Raw genomic sequence first — 20,167 nt, 5'->3', positions numbered from 1 at the left:
ATACTCAACACGCTCGCCCTGCACTATGGTGAGCGGATAACCGGAAACTAGCAGGACAATTCACCGTTCTGCCCACAAAAATTCCGACACTCCCTATTTGGATCCGCACCCCTTGTGGGGCACTGGAAGGGGTGCGGATCCGGATAAGGGGTGCGGCTGGGTTGCAGGCCATTGGGGGCGGGTTGGCTATGGACGGTGGGGGTGGGGTCGGGTCAGACTTCGGGGATGGATGCGTTGGCGGGTGGCGAGTTTCGGGTCGAGAGTGTCTATCTGAATACGGCGTCTTATGGGTTGCCGCCGGAGCGGGGGCTGGCCGCGGTGCGGGAGGTCACCGAGCGGTGGGCGGTGGGGGCGGGGGCTCCGTCGGTTCACGATGATCAGGTGGATGTGCTGCGGGCGGCGTTCGCGCGATTGCTGGCGGGGGCGACGGGGGCGGATGTGGCGGTGGGACACGGGGTGGGGTCGCTGGTGGGGTCGGCGGCGGCCGCGTTGCCGCCGGGGGCGGAGGTGCTGGTTCCGGAGGGGGAGTTCGCCTCGGTGCCCAATCCCTTTCGGTATCGGGGGGATCTGAGCGTGCGGGCGGTGCCGCTGGAGCGGTTGGCCGAGGAGGTGCGGCCGCGGACGGCGTTGGTGGCGACGAGCGTCGTGCAGTCGGCGGACGGGCGGGCCATCGATCCGGCCGCGTTGCGCGCCACGACGCGGGCGCACAACGCGTGGTTGCTGCTCGATGCCACGCAGGCCGCGGGGTGGCTGCCCTTGCGGTTCGACGATGCCGACTTCTGGGTCTGCGGGACGTTCAAATGGCTGCTGGGCGCCCGCAGCGTGAGCCTCATGGCGGTGCAACCCGCGCTCGCCGACACCGTCCGGCCGGTGACGCCGGGCTGGTACGCGGCCGCGGACAAGTGGGCGGAAATGTATGCGCCACAACAACTCGCGCGGACGGCTCGCCGCTTCGACGACACCCCGGACTGGCTCGGTGTGGTGGCCGCCGTCGCGGGACTGAGTCTGATCGAGGAGCTGACCGTCGAGGCCGTCGGGCGCCACGATCGTGCCCTCGCCGACCGGTTCCGTCGCGGACTGGCCGATCTCGGGCTGACGCCGGTTCCGGGTGACTCCCCTATCGTCACGCTTCCGGGAGCGGGCGAATTTGCCAGGCGGCTGGATGATTCCGGCATCATCACCTCGGCGCGGGATGGGGGGTTGCGGTTCTCGTTCCATATTCACAATGGGTCCGATGATGTGGATCGGGCGTTGAAAGCCTTGGCGCAGCGTTGATTCGGCGGCTGCACTTCCAGCCCCATACACGCGACTAGATCTACGACGTAGGCGCCGGTCCAAAAGCCTTGGGGCAATTAGGAACCGGCTACGCCCTTTCCACATCCGCGACGAGACCGACTACTGGACTCCGAAAGCCTAGGCACAGCACCGAATCGACCAGTCGACAACGACACTGTTCCATGCGGATACCAGGACCGAAACTGCGGCCGGAAACCGAACTCCCTTGACGCAGAACGGATTACGGTATCGCCGGGGACCCTCCCGGAACCACCGGCAGCCCCTCGGCCCGCCATGCTCGAAAACCACCGATCACATCGGTGACATGAGTGAGGCCGAGATGCTGGGCGTCGGCCGCGGCGAGGCTGGAGGCGTAGCCCTCGTTGCAGATCAGGACCACCGGGGTGTCCGGGGCCAGTCCGGGGAGGCGGTGGTCGCCGGAGGGGTCGAGGCGCCATTCCAGGACGATGCGTTCGACGATGAGCGCGCCGGGGATCTCGCCCTCCGCCGCGCGATTCGCGTGCGGGCGGAGGTCGATCAGCAGGGCGCCGTCGGATTGCAGGGCGGCGGCCTGTTGCGGGTCGACGCGCAGCAGGCGGGCGCGGGCACGGGCGAGGAGATCCTCGGCGGTCACGGGGGCTCCTTCACAGTCCGGTGAAATCGGTCAGCTCGCGGTACTCGCGGACCGGTCGCAGGGGCGGGGAGTACGCGTGCACCGATGCGGCCGGGCGGGTGGTGGCGTTGCCGAGCTGATGGGCGCGCTGCGGGCCGAAGGCCACGGTATCGCCCGCCGACCAGGTCGCCGTGCGCGGGGTCGCGCCCGCGTGCAGGTACCGCTCGTGCAGCTCGCCGATGGTGACGGCGAACGCCCCCGACGCGCCGCCGTGATCGTGCGGTTCGGTGCCCTGCCCCGGCGCCCACGACAGCAACCACAGCTCGACGCCCATGGTCAGCGCCAGCCGCGCCCACCAACGCTGGGTCGGATCGAAGCGCACCAGATCCAGTAGCGGAGTCGCCAGAGTGGTGGCCACCTCACCGACCAGCTCGTGCAGCTCGGCGGGCGACCAGAGAGTGCGCTCCGGCCGGATCGCCTCGTGTAAGCACGGCACATCCACCGCGGGATGAATGTCCTTGGCGTGCTTGAGATTCACCGGCACCGACGTGGTCACTGCGCTCCTGCCTCGGTCGACTGGTTTTTCCCACGAATTCTGCTCCCCCACCGCCCCCTTGCCACCCTCCACGATCAGCGTGAGCGAAACCACTGCGCACCCCAGCCGCACCCCTTGTTGGAATCCGCACCCCTTGCACAGCCCTGCAAAGGGTGCGGATCCGAACAAAGGGTGCGGCTGGGCTGCCCGAACCACGGAAACCGCACCTTTGGGAGACCCTCATCGGGAGGCCCTGGATTGCGAGGTCCTCGGTTGTGCGGCGCTGCATTGGGAGGCACTGGATGGGGTGCTGGGTGAGAGGCGCTGGAGGCGGGGCGGATTCGGTATTGGGGTGGGGGTGGGGACTACAAGGATTGGATTCAGGGCGAGTCAGAGGGGGGACATGGGGGTGGGGAGGGCCTACGGTCGCCGAAGTTGGTTTGGGCGTGGGGGTTTCCTCGCCTTAGTGGTAGGAGGGCGTGGTCATGTTCGGAAAACGCGGGGGTCGTCGCCGTATGGTGGGGGTTGCTGTCGCGCTGGTTACGACGGCGTTGGTGGTTGGGGGGTGTGGAGGGGCGGAGCCCGAGACCGAGGTTCGGGCGGTCAATGGGCAGACGTTTGATTTGACGCCGCAGCAGCCGGGACGGGTTCGGGGGGAGAAGGTGGACGCTATCGCGGCTAAGGTGCCGCAGGCTATTCGGGATCGGGGGACGCTTATTGTCACCGGGTCGGCGAATACCGGTGGGCCGCTGCGGTTCTTCGCCAATGATGATCGGACGTTGATCGGGTCCGAGGTCGACTTCGCGTATCTGATCGCGGATACGCTCGGGCTGAAAGTCGAACTGCGGGCGGCGGATTGGGCGCAGAACTTCGTGGCGATCGATTCCGGGGCGGTGGACGCCTTCATCTCGAATGTGACCGTTACCGAGGAGCGCAAGGAGAAGTACGACTTCGCGACCTATCGGCTCGACAATCTAGCGCTCGAGGTGGCCAAGGACGCGAACTGGACCTATACCGATCGGAAGTCGTTGGCGGGCAAGCGGATCGGTGTCGGTAGCGGGACCAATCAGGAGCAGCTGCTGGTGCAGTGGAACGATCGCAATGTCGCCGAGGGGTTGCCGAAGATCGACATCGCCTACTACCAGCAGGCGACCGACTACTATCTCGCGCTGGCCTCGCATCGGCTCGACGGCTACCTGGGGCCGAACCCGGTCGCGGTCTATCACGTCGCGACGGCGAACCAGACCAAGATCGTGGCGAACTTCTCCGGCGCGGGCGACGCCCTACAGGCCGAGATCGCGGTGCTCACCCGCAAGGACAACGACCTGATCGGACCGGTCCACGAGGCCCTGCAATACGCCATCGCGCACGGCACCTACCAGAAGGTGCTCGAGCACTGGGGACTGACGAGCGAGGCCGTCACCGAGACCCGCATCAATCCGCCGGGCCTGCCGAAGAAGACCGGGTAGCTCACTGCACCAGATGCCGGGGCGCGGCCTGCTGCCACGAATCGCGCACGATGTCGGCGAGTTCGTCGCGATCGTCGAGGGCGGCCAGCCGCACCCGCACCCACGCGTTGCCGGCCTCGTGCGGGGCGATCCAGAACTTGTCGGGCTCGGCGAGCACCAGTTCGTCGCGGTCGGCGATCGGGCAGCGCACCGCCATCGAGGACTCCTCCTCCGGCAGGGTGAGGAACAGCTTGCCCGCGACCCGGAAAGTCGGCATCCCCCACTGGAATTGCTCGGTCGTCTCCGGCAGGGACAACGCGAGACTACGAACATCATCGCCGGTGGCACTCACCCGGGCAATCTTTCCAGACCCGGGCCGGGGCGAAGATAATTCCTCGAGGCCCGCGCTGGGCCGAATCACGTTCGGTACGTTGGGCCGGGTGAGGAACAATCGCCCGGCGCTCGACGAGATCGACCACATCCTGCTCGAGGAGCTGGCCCGCGACGGCCGCATCACCAACAACGCGCTGGCCGCCGCGGCCGGGATCGCGCCGTCGACCTGCCTGGGCCGGGTGCGCGCGCTCGTCGAACGCGGGGTGATCCGCGGCTTCCACGCCGACATCGACCCCGCCGCCCTCGGCCGCAGCCTCCAGGCGATGATCTCGGTCCTGGTGCACGCCAACGCGCGCCCGCAACTGGCCGCCTTCGGCGAACGCCTCGCCGCTCTCGGCGAGGTCCTCAACGTCTACTTCATCGCGGGGGCGGACGACTACCTCGTGCATGTGGCCACCGCCGACACCGAGGCCCTCCGCCTGTTCGTCCTCGAACACCTCAGCGCCCACCCCGCCGTCGCCCGCACCGAAACCATCCTCATCTTCGAACACGTCCGCCCCCGCACCCCACCCACCCGCACCTGAACCGGGCCGACCACCCTGCCGTTCGCACGAAGGGTATCGCACGGGGACCACCGCCGAACCCCCAGCGGCACAGGCCATCCCGCCGACCGGAGTCACCCCTCGACAGCCGCCACCTCGGACACCGAATGCGCCGTGTAACCATGTGCCGCGGCGACGGATTCGGACAGCAGCAGCCCGCGATGGGTGCTCAACCCCGACGCCAGACCGGGATCGGCCGCAGTCGCCGCGCGCCAACCTCCGTCGGCGAGCGAGATCACGTACGGCAGAGTCGCATTCGTGAGGGCGACGGTCGAGGTGTAGGGAACGGCGCCGGGCATGTTGGCGACGCAGTAGAAGACCGAGTTGTGGACGCGGTAGGTGGGGTCGTCGTGGGTGGTGGGGTGGGAGTCGGCGAAGCAGCCGCCCTGGTCGATGGCGATGTCGACCAGGACCGAGCCCGGCTTCATCTGCGCCACAAGGGAATTGGAGACCAGTTTGGGGGCCTTGGCGCCGGGGACGAGGACCGCGCCGATGACCAGATCGGCCTCTCGGACGCAGTTCTCGACCTCCTGGGCGTTGGCGACGACCGTGCGCACCCGGCCCTGATACTGGGCGTCCAGGTCGCGCAGCGGGGCGATGTTCAGGTCGAGGACGGTCACGTCGGCGCGCATGCCGACCGCGACGGCGGCGGCGTTGCGGCCGGCGACCCCGGCCCCGATGACCACGACCTTCGCCGGGCGGGCGCCGGGCACGCCGCCCATGAGCACGCCGCGGCCGCCGCCCGAACGCATCAGGTGGTAGGCGCCCGCCTGCGGGGCGAGGCGACCGGCGACCTCGCTCATCGGGGCCAGCAGCGGCAGCGAACCGTCGCGGCCGGTGACGGTCTCGTAGGCGATCGCGGTGATGCCCGAGGCCAGCAGGGCATCGGTGCATTCGGCGGACGCGGCCAGATGCAGATAGGTGAACAGCACCTGATCCTCGCGCAGCCGCGAATACTCCTGCGCCACCGGCTCTTTCACCTTCAGCACCAGATCGGCGACCGCCCACACCTCGGCCGCGGTCGGCAGCACCCGCGCGCCGACCAGGGTGTAGGCGTCGTCGTCGAAGGCCGAACCCGCACCCGCCCCGGACTCGACGAACACCTCGTGCCCGCGCGACACCAGCTCGCGCGCGCCGGCGGGCGTGCACGCCACGCGGTATTCGTGGTTCTTCACCTCGCGGGGAATCCCGATCTTCACCTGCGCTCCTCGTGTTCCGGTCGGAAGGGTCTCGGAAGCGAGTATGAATTTCGTGCGGCGAGCGGTCCAGTTCCTCGAAGATAATTCTCAGCCGCGCCGCTCGATCATTCGAATCATCGAAATCGGCGGTATCGAAGGGCTTGCGGCCGAAGCATCTTCGGGCCGGGACTCAGTCCCCCGGCTCGTGCTGGTGATAGACCGCCAGGCACCCGGCGACCCCGAACCTCAAACGACGCGCCTCGCCGACCACCTCGCCATCGGTCGCGAGCGCCTGCGGAGTGGACAGATCGACGGTCAGCTCCCGGACGATGCGTTCGCCGTAGACCTTGCTGTGCCCGATCGCGCCCAGCAGCAGGGCGATCATCGCGCGGGCGCGGGAGAACCGCAGATCCGCACGCAGCCAACGGATGTCGAGCAGCCCGGAGTCCATGCGCGGCCGGAACGCGGGCACCGCGCCGTGCGGGTGATACGGCCCGTTGCCGACGAACAGGAACCACACGTCGTGCCAGCGCTCGTCGAATCGGATCCGGATCGGCTCGGCCCGGCGCAGCGTCACCAGCAGCGCCGCGGCGAAGGCGGGCCACTTGCCCCAGCGGTCCTCCCACTGCTCGCGCAGTCGCACGAGTTCGGGATACGCGCCGACGCTGGCGGTGTTGATCAGGCAGCGCGGTTCACCCCCGTCGAGTCGCACGCTGGCCACGTCCACCGACACCGCCTCGCCCGCCTCGGTGGCCGCGGCGACCTCGGTGACGGTGTCCACGCCGACATCGCGGGCGAAGTGATTGAGGGTTCCGGTCGGCACGACCACCAGCGGCAGCCCGTGGCGCAGCGCCACTCCCGTCACGGCCGCCACCGTGCCGTCGCCGCCCGCGACGCCGATCGCCGCGGTGTGCTCGGTCCGTTCGGCCAGCTCCTGTTCCAACTGCTCGACGCAGTCGCGGTCGGGTTCGGTGCGCAGGATCCGCGCGGCCGGGAACACCGCGGCGAGTTCGTCGGCCGGATCCTGCCCGGGATCGCCGGAGTTCGGATTCACCAGCAGCACAAGCCCTTTGCCGTCGACCAGCCGCGGCACCTCGCGCACCGGACGGGCATGGGTGGCCGATTCGCGCAGCGGCCACCAGCGCCGCGACGCCAGGGCCACCCCCACGCCGACCGACGCGCCGACGAGCACGTCCGAACCCCAGTGCACCCCGGTGTGCACGCGCGAGTAGGCGACCGTCGCGGCCAGCGGGGCGACCGCCACCGCGCTGCGCGGGGACTCCATGGCGACCGCGGTGACGAACGCCGCCGCGGAGGCGCTGTGCCCGGATGGGAACGACGACGAGGTGGGCCTGCGCACCAGCCGCCGCCGCTCGGGCAGCAGTTCGGCGGCGGGGCGGCGACGCGCGAACACCGACTTCAACACGGCATTGGCCACGAAGCTCGCCCCGGCCAGCGACGCCACGCCGCGCACGGCGGCCCGGCGCGGCGCGCCCTTGCGGCTCGCCAGCACCGCGGCGACGGTGAACCAGAGCACGCCGTGATCCGCCGTGTGCGTCAGCCGCTTCATGCCCTCGTCGAAAGGTGTCACCGGCAGCCGCGCGACACCGGCGCTCACGGCCCGATCCCATCGGCCCACCAGGAAGAATCTGCGTCGCAACCACCCACTCACCGAATCGACCCTACCGGCCCGATCGCGCCGCCCCGGCTGTGACGCGCGCCGCCCGATTCGACGGCGGCGTGGCGGGTAAGCCGGAAACGTCTCGTGTAGTTCCGAATTCGGAGGTGGAAGTGTCCCAGCACGGAAGTGGACCCCGGGAAGCCGTCGAGGGCGTCGTCGAGGACGTCAAGGGCAAGGCCAAGGAGGTCGCCGGGATCATCACCGGCAACGAGAATCTGAAGGGCGAGGGACGCGCCCAGCAGGACAAGGCCGAGGCCGAGCGCACCGCCGCCGCGAAGGAGGCGGCCGCCGAGAAGGCCCGCGCCGAGGCCGAGGTGAACAAGGCGCGGCAGGCCGGTTTCCAGGATCGCTAGCCGGATCGGAGGGGTCGTACGCTGGTCTCATGTGCGATCCCTCCCGGCTACCCGGCCTCGATCGGCTGGCCGATCTGGTCGTCGGCCGACGCGTGGCGGTGTTGACCGGCGCGGGAATCTCCACCGACAGCGGAATTCCCGACTATCGCGGGCCCGGCTCGCCGCCGCGCACGCCCATGACCTATCAGCAGTTCGTCGCGGATCCCGTGTTCCGGCAACGGTATTGGGCCCGCAACCACGTCGGCTGGCGGCGCATGGACGCCGCCCGCCCCAACGACGGTCACCGGGCGCTGGCCCGCCTCGAGCGGCTCGGCGTGGTCGGCGGCCTGATCACCCAGAACGTCGACCTGCTGCACACCAAGGCCGGGCATCGGCGGGTGATCGATCTGCACGGCACCTACGCGCGGGTGCGCTGCCTGTCCTGCGACGGGCTCGTCTCGCGCATGTCGCTCGCGGATCGGCTCGAGGCCGCCAATCCCGGATTCGCCGAGGCCGCGATCACCGACGGACTCGAGGTCGCGCCCGACGCCGACGCGGTGCTCACCGACACCGCCTCCTTCCGGATGGTCGACTGCGCCCGCTGCGGCGGCATGCTCAAACCCGACATCGTGTACTTCGGCGAGAACGTGCCCAAGCCGCGCGTCGCCGCCGCGTTCGAGCTGGTGGACGACGCCGAGGTGCTGCTGGTGGCCGGATCCTCGCTGACCGTCATGTCCGGCTTGCGCTTCGTCCGGCACGCGGCGAAGACGGGTCGCCCGGTCGTCGTGATCAACCGAGGCCCCACCCGTGGCGACGAGTACGCCACCCTGAAACTGGACAACGGGTGTTCGGCGATGCTCACCGGTCTGGCGCGGGTCCTGGACCGATCCGGTTGGGACGCAAGGGTTTCCGTACCCGCGTAGGCGAGCGCGCCTCAGCGCGGGGTGGGCAGCACGGCCCCTCGCCGCGTGGGAACCGTGACCTCGCGCGGCGAGACACCGTGCGCGCGACGGGGTTTGGCGGCGTCGGGGCGGCCCGCGATGCGATCGAGCCACTCCTCCATGAGGCTGCGTTCGCCGTCGGTGAGGGCGTTGGTCTGGGGTAGCACCGCGCGCAGGGCGACGGCCGCGCCGATCGGGCCCGCGACGGGAGCCGCCGGGGCGTCGGCGGTGATGGCGGCGACGATGGCCTCGCGGGTGAGTTCGGACAGCGCCGGATCGCGGGCCTCGTCGGGCATGGAGATCAGGGTCAGGGTGGTGCCGAGTCCGGCCGCGTAGACCAGGTGGGTGGCGCGTTCCTCCTCGACCCGCAGGCGCCCGGCCTCGGCGACGCGTTTGACCTTGCGGCCCAACACCTTCAGCGCCGCGACCGCCGCGGGCGGCAGCGACTCCGCGGGCCGCGCCTCGCCGTACATGAGGGCGAACAGGGCCGGATTGGCCAGGCCGAATTCCACGTGCGCGTCCCAGCCCGCGCGCAGATCGTCGACCGGATCGAGATCCTTGTTCACCGCGGTCTTGCTGTTCAGATAGGCCCGGAAGCCGTGCGAGGCCACCGCGTCCAGTAGGCCCTGCTTGTCGCCGAACAGCCGGTAGATCGTCGGCGCCTGCACTCCGGCGGCCGCGCTCACCGCTCGGGTGGAGACGGCGTCGCGGCCCCCCTCCGCCAGCAGCTCGATGGCCGCGGCGATGATGCGCTCCCGGGTGTTATCCGCAGCGGCGGACCGAACGGTGTCCATGTTTTCAACGGTAACACCACCCCGTTAGCGACGTTAATTCCATCGTTAACGGAGGAACGTTTCCATTGTTATTCAGAGCAGCACCAGCAGCGTCGCCGCCGTCGCGACCAGCAGTACCCAGACGACGAGCAGTTGACGCGCCGAGCGTGGCGTGTCGAGATCCGGCGTCTCCCCGCCGGTTTGCCGAAACGCGTGGGTCGCACCCATGACAGGCCCCCTTCGAATTCGAGTGTGGTTCCGTCACAAGGCGACTACCCCGGATTCGTCATTGCAGCGGCGTGGCCGACAGTGGCGCGCGCCACGTCCGCCGCTGCTCAGAGGTTGTCGTCGTCGAAGCCGAGGGCCTTGAGCGAAAGGCGGTGCAGGGTGCGGCGTTCGGCGGGGGTGAGGCGGGCGAGGACGCCGTCGGTGGCCGCCTCGATCCGGGTGTCGGTCTCGGCGCGCAGCTTCTGGCCCGCGGCGGTGATGGCCAGGCGGTAGCGGCGGCGGTCCTCCGGATCGCGGGTGCGGGTGACCAGGCCCGCCTTCTCGAGCGCGTCGATGAGGCGGACCACCTCGCTGCGGTCGATGCTCAGCGCCTCGGCCATCTCCTGCTGCGAGATCTCGCTGCGTTCGGCGAGGTGGGTGAGGACCCAGTGCTCGCGCAGCGAGGTGCCGACCTCGGCGTGGATGGCCTTGTGCAGCTTGCCCAGGGCATAGGTCGGGTAGCGCAGCAGTCCACGCGGGTGCAGCTCGCGGTCTTCGGTCACCTTCCGATTCTAACTATTGTTGAGTAGCCCAATCATTGTTAGTCTCCGCAATTGGGTTGCTCAATCGAAAGTGAAGGAGGGGTCCGATGACGCAGACGCGCACGGACACCGCGTCCCCCACGTCCGACACGATTCCGGCGCATGTGTGGCGCACCGCCGCCGTCGTGGTGTTCGGGGCGGTGATGGGGATGCTCGACACCTCGCTGGTGAACATCGGCCTGCACGAGATCGGCGCGGATCTGGGCGCCGATCTGGCCACGATCCAGTGGATCGCCAGCGGTTACCTACTGGCACTGGGGGTTTCGCTGACGGTCTGCGGCTGGCTGGCCCGCCGGGTCGGGGTGGGACGGTTGTGGATCGGGGCGCTGGTGGCGTTCACGGTGACATCGGGACTGTGCGCGCTCGCGGGGTCGGCGGGGTGGTTGATCGCGCTGCGGATCCTGCAGGGCCTCGCCGCCGGGGTGATGCTTCCGGCCGGGCAGACCATCCTCGGTCAGGCGGCGGGGCCGCGGCGGATGGGCCGGGTGATGGGTGTGGTCGGGATCGCCGTGGTCGGCGCGCCGACGATCGGGCCGACCGTGGGCGGGCTCATGCTGGCGCACTGGGGCTGGGAGTGGTTGTTCCTGATCAATATTCCGCTGGGGTTGATCGGGTTGGGGCTCGGGCTGCGGTATCTGCCGCTGGGCAGGGGTGTGGCCGGGCAGGGGTTCGATGTGCTCGGGTTGGTGCTGGCCGGGGGCGGGGTGTCGGCGGTGGTGTACGGGTTGTCGGAGATCGGTGAGCGCGGGGGTGTGGGGGCGGTGTCGGTGTGGTTGCCGGTGGTGCTCGGCGCGGTGGGGGTGGCGGGGTTCGTTGCGCGGTCGGTGCGCAGTGCGCGCGCTCTGCTGGACGTGCGCATGTTCGCCGATCCGGTGTTCGCCGCCGCCAATGCCGCGAGCTTCTTCGCGGGCGCGGCCATGTTCGGGGTGATGGTGCTGCTCCCGCTGTACTTCCAGGAACTGCACGGCTACGGCCTGATTCGCACCGGCGTCGCCCTGATCTCCTTCGGCGCGGGCGGCGTCATCACCCTCCCCCTCGGCGGCCGCCTCACCGACCGCATCGGCGGCGGCGCGGTGGCGATCTGCGGCGGCCTGGCGGTGACCGCCACCATCCTGCCCTTCGCCTTCCTCCCCGCCGACGCGAATCCCGTTGTGGTGCAGGCGCTTCTGTTCGCGGCGGGCGTGGCCACGGCCCTGTCGGGAATGCCCCTGGTCTCCGCCGCCTACGCCGCCGTCCGCCCCGACCAACTCCCCGACGCCGCCGCCTTCGTCAACATCCTCCAGCGCATCGGCGGAGCGGTCGGAGTGGCGATCGTCGCGGTAATCCTCTCCCGCGCAGCCCTTTCCGGCTGGGCCGCCCTGTCGGGCTACCACCTGGCCTTCGGCGCCATCGCCGCGCTGTCCCTCGTCGGGGCGGCGGTGTCGACGGAGTTGCGGCGCAATCAGCGGACTCGTCCGTGATCACGGCAGGTGGGTGTCGCGGGCGGAGGGGTCGAGGCGCCAGGTGTGTTGGTAGAGGCGGTTCCAGCGGGCGTCGAGCCAGTCCCAGACGAGGTCGGCGACGATGGTGGGGGTGTCGAGTCGGGTGCGGTAGCGGCGGGCGGCGGAGGCGTCGCTGATTTCGACTGTGTAGGTGGGGGTTTCGGCTGGGGCGGGTGGGGTGGGGTAGGTCTGGATGAAGGTGGCGGGGTCCTCGTCGGGTTTGGTGACGGTGAGGATCTGGGGGGTGGTCAAAGTCTCGATGTAGGAGCGGAGTTCGTCCAGGGCTATGGACCGGGCGACGGGGTGGTCGCCGATGTGGAGGGTGGCGGGGCGGCGGGGGCCGAAGCGGTGCAGGGTGCGGCGGTCGGCGTCGTAGAAGGCGGCGGGGCGGGCGTGGTCGCGCAGGAGGGGCAGGACGCGGGCGAGGAACTGGTGCGGAATCCGTACGCGGACAATGGTTCCGGCGGGGTCGCAGCGGATCAGGGCCTCGCCGCGGCCCGCCAGCACGACCTGCCGGTTCCACGCCTCGACCGTCGAGCGGATCGCGGCGGACGGGTCGTCGTCGGAGACGGGTAGCGGCTGTTGCGATTCCAGGTACGCGGCGAGGTCCGATTCGGCGGGGGCGGCATCGAGCGGCAACACCAGGAACGTACGGATCACTCGATCAACGTTATCGAATTGCCTTGCCCGCCAGGAAACTACGAGCCCGCGTGGGTGTGCGGCGGCACCGTCGGCCCCTCGCTGGCCTGCACGAGTACGAAACCCGGACCGCGGAACGCGAGCTGCGCCGCCTCCCCGCTGCCGCGCCCGATCAGCGCGCCCACCTTGAAGGTCCGGTTCACGCCCACCTGGAGGCTGGTGCTCCAGGCGACGGCCGACTGCCCGTCGGCGAAGGTCGGCGCGCGCCCGGCATCGAGCAGCACGGGCGCGCCGTGCGTGGTGACCGCGACCCAGCCGGTGCCGGTGAGCGTGGTGTTGAACAGACCGGAGGTGACCATCCCCGCCCCCTGCACCCGCTTGATGTCGGAGTCCAGGTGCGGCTCGTAGGCGAGGACGTTCTCGCCGTTGACCGTGATGCCCTCGTTCTCCAGATAGAACAGGTGGATGTCGTGCGCGTCGTGCGCGAGGAACAGCGCCCCCTGCCCCGACACCCGCATCAGCTCGACACCCTCACCGGTGAGCGCCTTCTTGATGAACTTCCCGATCCCCCCGGCGCCCTGATAGTGGAAGTCCATCTGCCCCTGGAACGCGACCATCGACCCCTGCCGCGCGAACACGTCCCCGTTCAGCTGCACCCGCAGCATCTTCGAGTTCTGCAGGGCGAACTGCCCCGGCTGTCCCTGATCCAAGTTCCCGAAAAACGCGCTCCGCATCGCCGCTCGGCCCTCCTCGTGTTCCCTTGCCGCCGTGCGGCGCCCACCGCAGTCGGCACCGATGGTATCCGGGACCGGTGGCCGGACGCTCGCCCCGGATTCCGGCGGCCGATGCCCGACGACGACCGTCGTCGACTACGTCACCCGACGGACGCGGGGGCTCGACGGTGCGCCATAGCGTCGGTGAGGTGGATCGGCCCGGATCCACGGCATACGGACAGGTGGCAGGAGGCGCGATGACACTCAGCAGACGAGGACTGTTCGGCGGGGCGCTGGCGATGGGCGCCGCCGGATTGGCGGCGGGGTCGCTGGCGGCCTGCGCCGACGACGAACCACGGCCCGCGCCGGGTGCGGATCCGCGCGCGGGCGCGGGACTGCACACCACGCTCGGCCCGATCGAACACGTCGATGCCGGGGTGCTGAACGTGGGTTACGCCGAATTCGGTTCGGCCACCGGACAACCCGTCGTGTTGTTGCACGGCTGGCCGTACGACGCCTACAGCTATGCCGACGTCGGGCCGCTGCTCGCCGCCGCCGGGTACCGGGTGATCGTGCCGTATCTGCGGGGGTACGGGCCGACGACGTTCCGGTCGCCGGGGACCATGCGCAACGGTCAGCAGACCGCGATCGCCGAGGACCTCGTGAACCTCATGGACGCGCTGCGTATCGACAAGGCCGTGCTCGCCGGATACGACTGGGGCGCAAGGACCGCCGACATCGTCGCGGCGCTGTGGCCGGAGCGGTGCAAGGCCCTCGTATCGGTGAGCGGATATCTCGTCAGCTCGATCCCCGCCAATCAACAGCCGCTGTCGCCGGACGCCGAACTCGGCTGGTGGTACCAGTACTACTTCGCGACCGAGCGCGGGCGGCTGGGCTACAGCCGCAACCGGCACGACTTCAACAAGCTGATCTGGCGACGCGCCTCGCCCGCGTGGACATTCGACGACGCCACCTTCGACCGCACGGCCGCGTCCTTCGACAACCCCGATCACGTCGACATCGTCATCCACAACTATCGGTGGCGGCTCGGGCTCGCGCCGGGCGAACCGCGGTACGACGAGTACGAGCGGCGGCTCGACGGCGCGACCGTCGGCGTCCCGACCATCACCATCGGCAGCGACTTCGACGGGGCGGCCGAGGACGGGGCGGCCTACCGCGCCAAGTTCACCGGCAGATACGAGCACCGCGTCCTCGACGGCATCGGGCACAACGTCCCGCAGGAGGCGCCGCATCCGTTCGCGCGGGCCGTCATCGACGCCGACCAGCTGTGACCACTGCTTTCCGAAGGAGCGCTGCCATGACCACCGTCCGTTTCCATCTGCTGTCCACGCTGACCCCCGCCGAGGTCGTGCGCGTGCTCACCGACTTCGGGCCCGGGCGCCCGGACGCCTGGTCGTCGATCGACGCCGAGCACTTCGTGGTGCACGATCGCGGCGACGGCTGGGCCGAGGTCACCGAGGGCACCGCGGCGGCGTGGGAACGGGCGCGCTACGAGTGGGATCCGGCCGGGGACACGGTGACCGTGACGACATTGGACTCCAAGCTGTTCGGCGCGGGCGGCGGCTGGGTCTTCCGGGCCTCCCCCGACGCGACCGGCAGCCGCGTCGACGTCGAGCTGACCCGGACCCCGACCACGCTGCGAGGCAGACTGCTGGCGGCACTGCTCCCGCTGGTCGGACCGTCGTCGCTGCGCAAGTCCTTCCGGGGACCGTTGCGCGCCGCGCGCTGACCTCCGACACGAAACCCGCCCCCCGCGAGAAGCCTTGCGGGGGGCGGGTTTTCGCGGTCCGGACAAGTGTTCAGGAGCGGGCGGCCGCCTCGATGACCTCGGCCACCCGATCGGGGTGGGAGACGGCGACCGAATGGGAGGCGGGGACCTCGGTGACGTGGGCGTGCGCGCGCTCGGCCATGAAGCGTTGCGCCGCGACGGGGATGTTGCGGTCCTCGGTGGTGATCACGTCCCAGCTGGGCTTCTCGGTCCACGCGGCCGCGGTCGCCCGCTCCTCGAGCGCGGATTGGGCGATCGGGCGCTGGGTCGCGGCCATCAGGGCGGCCCGGTCGGCGGGGACGTCGGCGGCGAACTGGTCGCGGAACCTGTCCCGCTGAATGTAGAGGTCGGTGCCCGCGCCGCCGATTCCGTTGGAGGGCACCGGATCCAGCGCGGCGGGCAGGGTCGAGCCGGGGAAGCGGCCGGTCAGCTCCAGCGCGGTCTCACCGGGCGCGGGCAGGAAGGCGGCGACGTAGACGAGCGCCTTCACCTTGTCGCTGCCCGCCGCCGCCGCGCTGGTCACCGAACCGCCGTAGGAGTGGCCGACCAGGACGACGGGCCCGTCGAGGTGATCGATGAGCGCGCGCAGGGTGGTGGCGTCGGCGGCCGGACCGCGCAGGGGGTTCGCCGCGGCCACGACCGGATAGTGGTCGGCGCGCAGCTTCTCGATCACGTCGTTCCAGCTCGAACCGTCGGCGAACGCGCCGTGTTCGAGGACGACGGTCGGCCGGGGCCGTCCGGGGTCGGATTCGCCTCGGTGGTGCTCGCGGTGCACGCGACGGCCAGGCCGCCCGCGGCGACGGCGGCCGTGAGCGCGAGCGCCACCCGGGTGCGACGAGATTCCTTGGGGGCCATGGGTTTCCGCCCTTCGAGCGAGTGGGATGATGCCGTCCCACTGTGCGTCGCGAGGGTGACCCGCGGCATCCGTCGGGTGACGGTCGGTTCGACGTAATCGGATCAGGGGTCGCGCGGGTCCTCGTCGGTTCCCCCGGCCAGCAACGGCAGCGCGATGAGCAGCAGGACCGCGGGCGGGGCGACGGCCCCGAGCCAGGGCAGGCGGATCGGTACGACGAACGCCAGGACCGTCACCAGGGTGGCCAGCGCGGCGGCGACGGGAACCAGGACGTCCCGGCCCGCCGAACGGCGCGAACCGCCGTGCGCCAGTACCAGATACAGCGTGGCGGCCGCCCCGGCCGCCGCGTAGGTCCACACATCGACGTGCCCGGACAGCGTGAGCGCCGCGGCCAGGCAGACCACGGCGGCGATCGCGACGATCCGGTACCGCAGCCCGGCGACTGCGAGCGCGACGGCGAGGACGGACAGCACGGGGCCGATCGCCATCTAGGGCCTCCCCCGGCGTGGCCCGCGCACCGTCAACGCCTCGCTCAACGCGTGCTCCGGCGGCCAGGCCACCACCTCCAGACCGGAGCTGCGCATGTCCCGATACATGCCCCGGCGTTCGAAGTCCCAGAGCTTGCGGCACAGCGGATCATCCGATGGCCGAACAAGATCCGCGCCCGCGAGCACGTCGACCACCACGATCGGATGACCACGCTTGCGCAGTTCGATGAGGGCGAGGAAGAACGCGGTGGAGATCAGCGTCGAGAAGGCGATGACGATGGCCCCGGGCGGCGCGGCGGCGCGGGGCGGCAGCGAACCCGAGCACCGGGCGGCGCCCGCGTCGTCGACGCCGAGGATCATCGACAGCGCCCGAAAGTATTGGGAGCGGCCGCCTTTCGCCTCGATCCAGCGCACGTCCGCGCCCAGGCAGACCAGCCCGACCCGGTCCCCGCTGCGCAGCCCGTTCGCCACGATCTCGACCGCGCCCCGCACCGACCGATCGTGTGCGCGCGCGACGGGACCGTCGGGCCCCGTGTGGGTGTCGAGCAGCACCACCAGATCCACGGACTGCTCGACGCGGCGGTCGGTGACGTACAGGCTGCCCTGCCGCACGCTGACCGGCCAATTGATCGTCCGCAGGCTGTCGCCCGGCGAGAATTGGCGCAGATCGGCGTATTCCACGCCGGAACCCGACCGGTTCGAGGGGTGGGTCCCGGCATGTCGCAGCACCGCCGGGGTGGAGCGCACCGGATCGAAGCGCCGCGGGTGCACCCGGGGGAACACCCGCACCTCGATCGGGCGCACGACCTCGGCGCCGCGCAGCAGACCCCATCTCGCGCGCGCGTGCACTCGCACCGCGAGCCGGTGCCGGCCCCAGCGGACGCATTCGACCCGCACCACCGTCGTCCGCGCCGCCTCCTCGTCGATCACCCGCGAGGCCAGGCCCTCGACCACCGGCAGTTCCAGGGCCACTCCGCCCGGATGGCCGCCGGACACGAGGCGCAGCCGCACGACGATCGTGTCGGTCTCGAAGCAGTGCGCGATACCGTGTCCCAGATCGTCGGCGGGGTCGGCCACGACGCGCACGACGGTCTCGGGCGGCCGCCACTGCGCGGCCAGCACGACCCCGGCCAGCGGCGCGGCGAAGACCACCAGCTGCGGGCGGTTCAGCGCGACGGCCATGGCGAAAACCGTTCCGGCGCACCAGATGACGGCGACGGCCGCGGCGGAGAGCCGCCACCGGACGCGCGCGGTGTCGGAGGTGAACCGGTCGCTCATGACACCGGCTGCCCGTCCAGGCGGTCCATGATGCGGCACAGCGTGTCCCGGCCCGGTCCGGGTGCGTCGCGGTCGCCGTGCGGCCCGGCCACATTCGCCGGATCGACCCACCGCCACAGCTCCGATCCGAAATAGCCCGTGCCGATCTCGCGCGCGGCGGCGCTCCGATCGCCGGCGTGGACGCCGAGGGTCAACTCGAATTCGCGCGAGACCAACGGGCGCACATGGCGATCCCAGTCGCCCCGGGTGCCGTCCGCGCGGGCGGCCAGGGTCGCCACCCGCGCGAGGCGCTGCTCCACAAGGGTCGTCTCGGTGGTGTCCGGCTCGGGTTCCGGTGCGCGACGGGCGATCTCGCGGCCCAGCAGGAACTCCGCCGCCGCCAGCGCGCATCCGCTCACCGGCAGCAGGAGCGGCCGCGCGATCAGCAACGCGATCGACTCGGCGCCGGCGACCACCACGATCGCCGTCCACAGCGTCGATGCCAACCTCATGTCCGGCTCTCCAGGTCGTCGAGGATTCCGGCGAGCAGGGCCGCCGCGGTGGCCCGGTCCAGGTCGGTCATCGGGTGTTCGCTGTAGCGGGCCTCGGCGAACAGGTCCACCAGTTCCGAGGCGATCTGCGGTTGCACCGCACCCACATCCACCGCCTTGGCCAGCACCTCGTAGGCCGTGTCGGACGCGCTGAACACCGTCCGCGCCGCCTGCGCGACCGCGTATTCCATCTGGGTGTAGCAGGCGATGATGGCCTGCCGCGGGTCCTGATCGGGTTGCCGCACCTGGTCGAGTCCCCGCTCGATCACCCGTCGCACGACCTCGTGCGCGTCGTGGGGCGACGGATCCGCGTCCGCCGCGGTCCGCCGCCGGGAGGACCGGACCGTCACGATCCCGAGACCGGCGAGCGCGAGCACCCCGAGCGCGCCCGCCGCGATGCCCGCCCCGGCGAGGTCCGTGTGCGGAGGCGGGACCGGGGCCGGGCGTTCGCGGACCGCCGTATCCGTCGGGTCCGCGCTCCGCTCGGTGACCGCCGGTCGTTCGGCCCACGGGACCCGCACCCCGAGAAACGGTGCCGCGCAGGCGGTTCCGGCGAGCACCAGCGCCACGCCGACCGCGGCCACCAGCTGCCTGGGGGTCGGGCGCGGGAGCGCGGCCCGATCCGATTGCGGCACAGCGCCTTCCGGTGGGTCGTGGCGGACCCGTCGGAGAAAACCCGCGAGCGCCACCACGATCGTCAGACCCGCGATGGCCGCGAGGGCCACCAGCGGCGCCGCGGACTGGGGTGCGCCGGTGCCCGGCTCGGGCGCGGGCGCGCCGCCGGGCAGGCCGCTGCGCAGCGCGACGACGCTGAAAGCCGTCGCGCCGCAGAACAATACGACGCTCACGGTGAACCGCCGCCGGGGCGGGCGCGTCGATACGGTGCCGATCATGATCCGTCTCCTCGGGAGGTGCGCGGTGCGGGTACGCGGGCGAGGATCTCCTCGACCACCGCGTCGGTGGGTACGCGCCGCGCCCACATCTCGGGTCGCAGCACGAGGCGATGCGCGAACGCCGGGACCGCCAGGGCCTTCACATCGTCGGGCAGCGCGAAGTCGCGGCCCGCGAGCAGCGCCCGGGCCCGGGACAGTTGCAGCAGATCGAGTTCCGCGCGCGGGCTCGCGCCCACCTCGACCTGCGGATGCCGGCGCGTGGCCTCGGCGAGGACCACGACGTAGCGCAGGACGTCGTCGTGCACCGCGACGTCCTCCACCGCGCGCTGCGCCGCCACCACCCGGGCGGGATCGAGCACCCGGGGCAGCTCGGGTTCCCGGCGCCGCCGATCCACCCTGCGGCGCAACAACTCCGTCTCGCCGTCGGCGCTCAGATAGCCCAGCCGCAGCCGTACCGCGAAACGGTCCAGCTGCGCCTCCGGCAACGGATAGGTGCCCTCGTGCTCGATCGGGTTCTCCGTGGCCAGCACCACGAACGGCGTGGGCAGCGGCCGGGTCCGGCCGTCCACGCTGACCTGCCGCTCCGCCATGCCCTCGAGCAGTGCGGCCTGCGTCTTGGGCGAGGTGCGGTTGATCTCGTCGGCGATCAGGACATTGGTGAAGACGGGCCCCGGCCGGTACTCGAATTCGCGGGTGACGACGTTGTAGCTGGTGGCCCCGACGACGTCGGCCGGAAGCAGATCCGGGGTGAACTGGATGCGGGCGGTCTCCAGCCCCAGCACCGTCGCCAGCGATCGGGCCAGCATGGTCTTGCCCAGGCCGGGCAGATCCTCGATCAGGATGTGCCCGTCGGCGAGCACGGCCAGCAGGATCGTCGTCAGCGCGGCGCGTCGCCCGACGACGGCGCGGTCGAGCGTGCCGAGCACCGCTCGCACGTCGTCGAGCACGTGGTGGTGATCGAGTTGCGCGGTCATCGGATCCGT

Annotated in this window: 24 protein-coding genes; 8 read left to right on the top strand and 16 right to left on the bottom strand. The window is 70.8% G+C overall.

Going from position 1 to position 20,167, the window contains the following annotated elements; genetic code table 11:
- The first annotated feature begins 225 nt into the window (after nt 1-225).
- Complete coding sequence (locus ACFYTQ_RS35960; RefSeq protein ID WP_387370593.1) at nt 226-1,275, top strand: aminotransferase class V-fold PLP-dependent enzyme; 1,050 nt, start codon at nt 226-228, stop codon at nt 1,273-1,275.
- 241 nt (nt 1,276-1,516) lie between these two features.
- Here ACFYTQ_RS35960 and ACFYTQ_RS35955 read toward each other — a convergent pair whose 3' ends face one another.
- Nucleotides 1,517-1,909, bottom strand: a complete 393-nt coding sequence (locus ACFYTQ_RS35955; RefSeq protein WP_387370591.1) for a rhodanese-like domain-containing protein — start codon at nt 1,907-1,909, stop codon at nt 1,517-1,519.
- Between the two features lie 10 nt (nt 1,910-1,919).
- Nucleotides 1,920-2,444 carry a cysteine dioxygenase gene (locus ACFYTQ_RS35950; RefSeq protein WP_387370589.1) on the bottom strand — a complete coding sequence of 175 codons (525 nt, stop codon included), beginning with the start codon at nt 2,442-2,444 and terminating at the stop codon, nt 1,920-1,922.
- A 494-nt stretch (nt 2,445-2,938) separates the two neighbouring features.
- Here ACFYTQ_RS35950 and ACFYTQ_RS35945 point away from each other — a divergent pair, with 494 nt between their 5' ends.
- A complete protein-coding gene (locus tag ACFYTQ_RS35945) occupies nt 2,939-3,892 on the top strand; it encodes an ABC transporter substrate-binding protein (protein ID WP_387370587.1) in 954 nt (317 codons plus the stop codon).
- Nucleotide 3,893: 1 nt separating this feature from the next.
- On the opposite strand, the gene ACFYTQ_RS35940 is transcribed toward ACFYTQ_RS35945, so the two are convergent.
- Nucleotides 3,894-4,223 carry an MmcQ/YjbR family DNA-binding protein gene (locus ACFYTQ_RS35940; protein WP_387370585.1) on the bottom strand — a complete coding sequence of 110 codons (330 nt, stop codon included), beginning with the start codon at nt 4,221-4,223 and terminating at the stop codon, nt 3,894-3,896.
- 79 nt (nt 4,224-4,302) lie between these two features.
- Here ACFYTQ_RS35940 and ACFYTQ_RS35935 point away from each other — a divergent pair, with 79 nt between their 5' ends.
- Nucleotides 4,303-4,788, top strand: coding sequence for an Lrp/AsnC family transcriptional regulator (locus tag ACFYTQ_RS35935; RefSeq protein ID WP_387370583.1), 486 nt, complete (start codon nt 4,303-4,305; stop codon nt 4,786-4,788).
- 92 nt (nt 4,789-4,880) lie between these two features.
- Here the strand turns inward: ACFYTQ_RS35935 and ald are convergent, their stop codons facing one another.
- On the bottom strand, nt 4,881-6,005 hold the full coding sequence (gene ald / locus ACFYTQ_RS35930; RefSeq protein ID WP_387370581.1) for an alanine dehydrogenase: 1,125 nt from the start codon (nt 6,003-6,005) through the stop codon (nt 4,881-4,883).
- A 169-nt stretch (nt 6,006-6,174) separates the two neighbouring features.
- Entirely contained in the window at nt 6,175-7,656 is a 1,482-nt protein-coding gene (locus ACFYTQ_RS35925; RefSeq protein WP_387370579.1) for a bifunctional phosphatase PAP2/diacylglycerol kinase family protein, read from the bottom strand.
- A 119-nt stretch (nt 7,657-7,775) separates the two neighbouring features.
- On the opposite strand from ACFYTQ_RS35925, the gene ACFYTQ_RS35920 reads away from it, so the two are divergent.
- Both ACFYTQ_RS35920 and ACFYTQ_RS35915 read left to right on the top strand, forming a co-directional pair.
- A complete protein-coding gene (locus ACFYTQ_RS35920) occupies nt 7,776-8,018 on the top strand; it encodes a CsbD family protein (RefSeq protein WP_387370577.1) in 243 nt (80 codons plus the stop codon).
- A gap of 29 nt (nt 8,019-8,047) precedes the next feature.
- Entirely contained in the window at nt 8,048-8,920 is an 873-nt protein-coding gene (locus ACFYTQ_RS35915) for an NAD-dependent protein deacetylase (RefSeq protein WP_387370575.1), read from the top strand.
- An 11-nt stretch (nt 8,921-8,931) separates the two neighbouring features.
- Here the strand turns inward: ACFYTQ_RS35915 and ACFYTQ_RS35910 are convergent, their stop codons facing one another.
- From ACFYTQ_RS35910 to ACFYTQ_RS35900, 3 genes are all read right to left on the bottom strand, one after another.
- Nucleotides 8,932-9,732, bottom strand: a complete 801-nt coding sequence (locus tag ACFYTQ_RS35910) for a TetR/AcrR family transcriptional regulator (protein ID WP_387370573.1) — start codon at nt 9,730-9,732, stop codon at nt 8,932-8,934.
- A 72-nt stretch (nt 9,733-9,804) separates the two neighbouring features.
- Nucleotides 9,805-9,939: a hypothetical protein gene (locus tag ACFYTQ_RS35905; RefSeq protein ID WP_387370571.1), complete on the bottom strand. Its 135-nt coding sequence runs from the start codon at nt 9,937-9,939 to the stop codon at nt 9,805-9,807.
- Nucleotides 9,940-10,046: 107 nt separating this feature from the next.
- A complete protein-coding gene (locus ACFYTQ_RS35900; protein WP_387370569.1) occupies nt 10,047-10,481 on the bottom strand; it encodes a MarR family winged helix-turn-helix transcriptional regulator in 435 nt (144 codons plus the stop codon).
- 86 nt (nt 10,482-10,567) lie between these two features.
- Here ACFYTQ_RS35900 and ACFYTQ_RS35895 point away from each other — a divergent pair, with 86 nt between their 5' ends.
- Nucleotides 10,568-11,980, top strand: coding sequence for a DHA2 family efflux MFS transporter permease subunit (locus ACFYTQ_RS35895; RefSeq protein ID WP_387370567.1), 1,413 nt, complete (start codon nt 10,568-10,570; stop codon nt 11,978-11,980).
- Here the strand turns inward: ACFYTQ_RS35895 and ACFYTQ_RS35890 are convergent, their stop codons facing one another.
- Both ACFYTQ_RS35890 and ACFYTQ_RS35885 read right to left on the bottom strand, forming a co-directional pair.
- Nucleotides 11,981-12,661, bottom strand: a complete 681-nt coding sequence (locus ACFYTQ_RS35890) for a hypothetical protein (RefSeq protein WP_387370565.1) — start codon at nt 12,659-12,661, stop codon at nt 11,981-11,983.
- Between the two features lie 38 nt (nt 12,662-12,699).
- Nucleotides 12,700-13,374, bottom strand: coding sequence for an AIM24 family protein (locus tag ACFYTQ_RS35885; protein ID WP_387370563.1), 675 nt, complete (start codon nt 13,372-13,374; stop codon nt 12,700-12,702).
- Nucleotides 13,375-13,610: 236 nt separating this feature from the next.
- Here ACFYTQ_RS35885 and ACFYTQ_RS35880 point away from each other — a divergent pair, with 236 nt between their 5' ends.
- Both ACFYTQ_RS35880 and ACFYTQ_RS35875 read left to right on the top strand, forming a co-directional pair.
- A complete protein-coding gene (locus ACFYTQ_RS35880; RefSeq protein WP_387370561.1) occupies nt 13,611-14,645 on the top strand; it encodes an alpha/beta fold hydrolase in 1,035 nt (344 codons plus the stop codon).
- A 26-nt stretch (nt 14,646-14,671) separates the two neighbouring features.
- A complete protein-coding gene (locus ACFYTQ_RS35875; protein ID WP_387370559.1) occupies nt 14,672-15,103 on the top strand; it encodes a hypothetical protein in 432 nt (143 codons plus the stop codon).
- A 70-nt stretch (nt 15,104-15,173) separates the two neighbouring features.
- Here ACFYTQ_RS35875 and ACFYTQ_RS35870 read toward each other — a convergent pair whose 3' ends face one another.
- The 6 genes from ACFYTQ_RS35870 to ACFYTQ_RS35845 form a co-directional block, all read right to left on the bottom strand.
- Nucleotides 15,174-15,917: an alpha/beta fold hydrolase gene (locus ACFYTQ_RS35870; protein WP_387370557.1), complete on the bottom strand. Its 744-nt coding sequence runs from the start codon at nt 15,915-15,917 to the stop codon at nt 15,174-15,176.
- A gap of 182 nt (nt 15,918-16,099) precedes the next feature.
- A complete protein-coding gene (locus tag ACFYTQ_RS35865; RefSeq protein WP_387370555.1) occupies nt 16,100-16,483 on the bottom strand; it encodes a hypothetical protein in 384 nt (127 codons plus the stop codon).
- Nucleotides 16,484-17,761 carry a DUF58 domain-containing protein gene (locus tag ACFYTQ_RS35860; RefSeq protein ID WP_387370553.1) on the bottom strand — a complete coding sequence of 426 codons (1,278 nt, stop codon included), beginning with the start codon at nt 17,759-17,761 and terminating at the stop codon, nt 16,484-16,486. It lies immediately after the preceding gene.
- Nucleotides 17,758-18,252, bottom strand: coding sequence for a hypothetical protein (locus ACFYTQ_RS35855; protein ID WP_387370551.1), 495 nt, complete (start codon nt 18,250-18,252; stop codon nt 17,758-17,760). The genes ACFYTQ_RS35860 and ACFYTQ_RS35855 overlap by 4 nt, the downstream gene beginning before the upstream one ends.
- The gene (locus ACFYTQ_RS35850; RefSeq protein WP_387370549.1) at nt 18,249-19,184 is read right to left on the bottom strand and encodes a DUF4129 domain-containing protein; all 936 of its coding nucleotides are present in this window, start codon (nt 19,182-19,184) and stop codon (nt 18,249-18,251) included. Before ACFYTQ_RS35850 ends, ACFYTQ_RS35855 begins: the two co-directional genes overlap by 4 nt.
- Nucleotides 19,181-20,158: an AAA family ATPase gene (locus tag ACFYTQ_RS35845; protein ID WP_387370547.1), complete on the bottom strand. Its 978-nt coding sequence runs from the start codon at nt 20,156-20,158 to the stop codon at nt 19,181-19,183. Before ACFYTQ_RS35845 ends, ACFYTQ_RS35850 begins: the two co-directional genes overlap by 4 nt.
- Nucleotides 20,159-20,167 lie beyond the last annotated feature (9 nt).

This window comes from Nocardia sp. NPDC004068 (assembly GCF_042874315.1).
Classification (GTDB): Bacteria; Actinomycetota; Actinomycetes; order Mycobacteriales; family Mycobacteriaceae; genus Nocardia.
The sequence above is the reverse complement of the archived record's forward strand: the minus strand, read 5'-3'. Positions and strand labels throughout refer to the sequence as shown.

Excerpts from the sequence above, each read along its gene's own strand:
- ACFYTQ_RS35960 (WP_387370593.1), top strand. The coding sequence starts at position 226 with ATGGATGCGTTGGCGGGTGGCGAGTTTCGGGTCGAGAGTGTCTATCTG.
- ACFYTQ_RS35945 (WP_387370587.1), top strand. The coding sequence starts at position 2,939 with ATGGTGGGGGTTGCTGTCGCGCTGGTTACGACGGCGTTGGTGGTTGGG.
- ACFYTQ_RS35915 (WP_387370575.1), top strand. The coding sequence starts at position 8,048 with ATGTGCGATCCCTCCCGGCTACCCGGCCTCGATCGGCTGGCCGATCTG.
- ACFYTQ_RS35910 (WP_387370573.1), bottom strand. The coding sequence starts at position 9,732 with ATGGACACCGTTCGGTCCGCCGCTGCGGATAACACCCGGGAGCGCATC.
- ACFYTQ_RS35905 (WP_387370571.1), bottom strand. The coding sequence starts at position 9,939 with ATGGGTGCGACCCACGCGTTTCGGCAAACCGGCGGGGAGACGCCGGAT.
- ACFYTQ_RS35895 (WP_387370567.1), top strand. The coding sequence starts at position 10,568 with ATGACGCAGACGCGCACGGACACCGCGTCCCCCACGTCCGACACGATT.
- ACFYTQ_RS35885 (WP_387370563.1), bottom strand. The coding sequence starts at position 13,374 with ATGCGGAGCGCGTTTTTCGGGAACTTGGATCAGGGACAGCCGGGGCAG.
- ACFYTQ_RS35880 (WP_387370561.1), top strand. The coding sequence starts at position 13,611 with ATGACACTCAGCAGACGAGGACTGTTCGGCGGGGCGCTGGCGATGGGC.
- ACFYTQ_RS35875 (WP_387370559.1), top strand. The coding sequence starts at position 14,672 with ATGACCACCGTCCGTTTCCATCTGCTGTCCACGCTGACCCCCGCCGAG.
- ACFYTQ_RS35865 (WP_387370555.1), bottom strand. The coding sequence starts at position 16,483 with ATGGCGATCGGCCCCGTGCTGTCCGTCCTCGCCGTCGCGCTCGCAGTC.
- ACFYTQ_RS35860 (WP_387370553.1), bottom strand. The coding sequence starts at position 17,761 with ATGAGCGACCGGTTCACCTCCGACACCGCGCGCGTCCGGTGGCGGCTC.
- ACFYTQ_RS35855 (WP_387370551.1), bottom strand. The coding sequence starts at position 18,252 with ATGAGGTTGGCATCGACGCTGTGGACGGCGATCGTGGTGGTCGCCGGC.
- ACFYTQ_RS35850 (WP_387370549.1), bottom strand. The coding sequence starts at position 19,184 with ATGATCGGCACCGTATCGACGCGCCCGCCCCGGCGGCGGTTCACCGTG.
- ACFYTQ_RS35845 (WP_387370547.1), bottom strand. The coding sequence starts at position 20,158 with ATGACCGCGCAACTCGATCACCACCACGTGCTCGACGACGTGCGAGCG.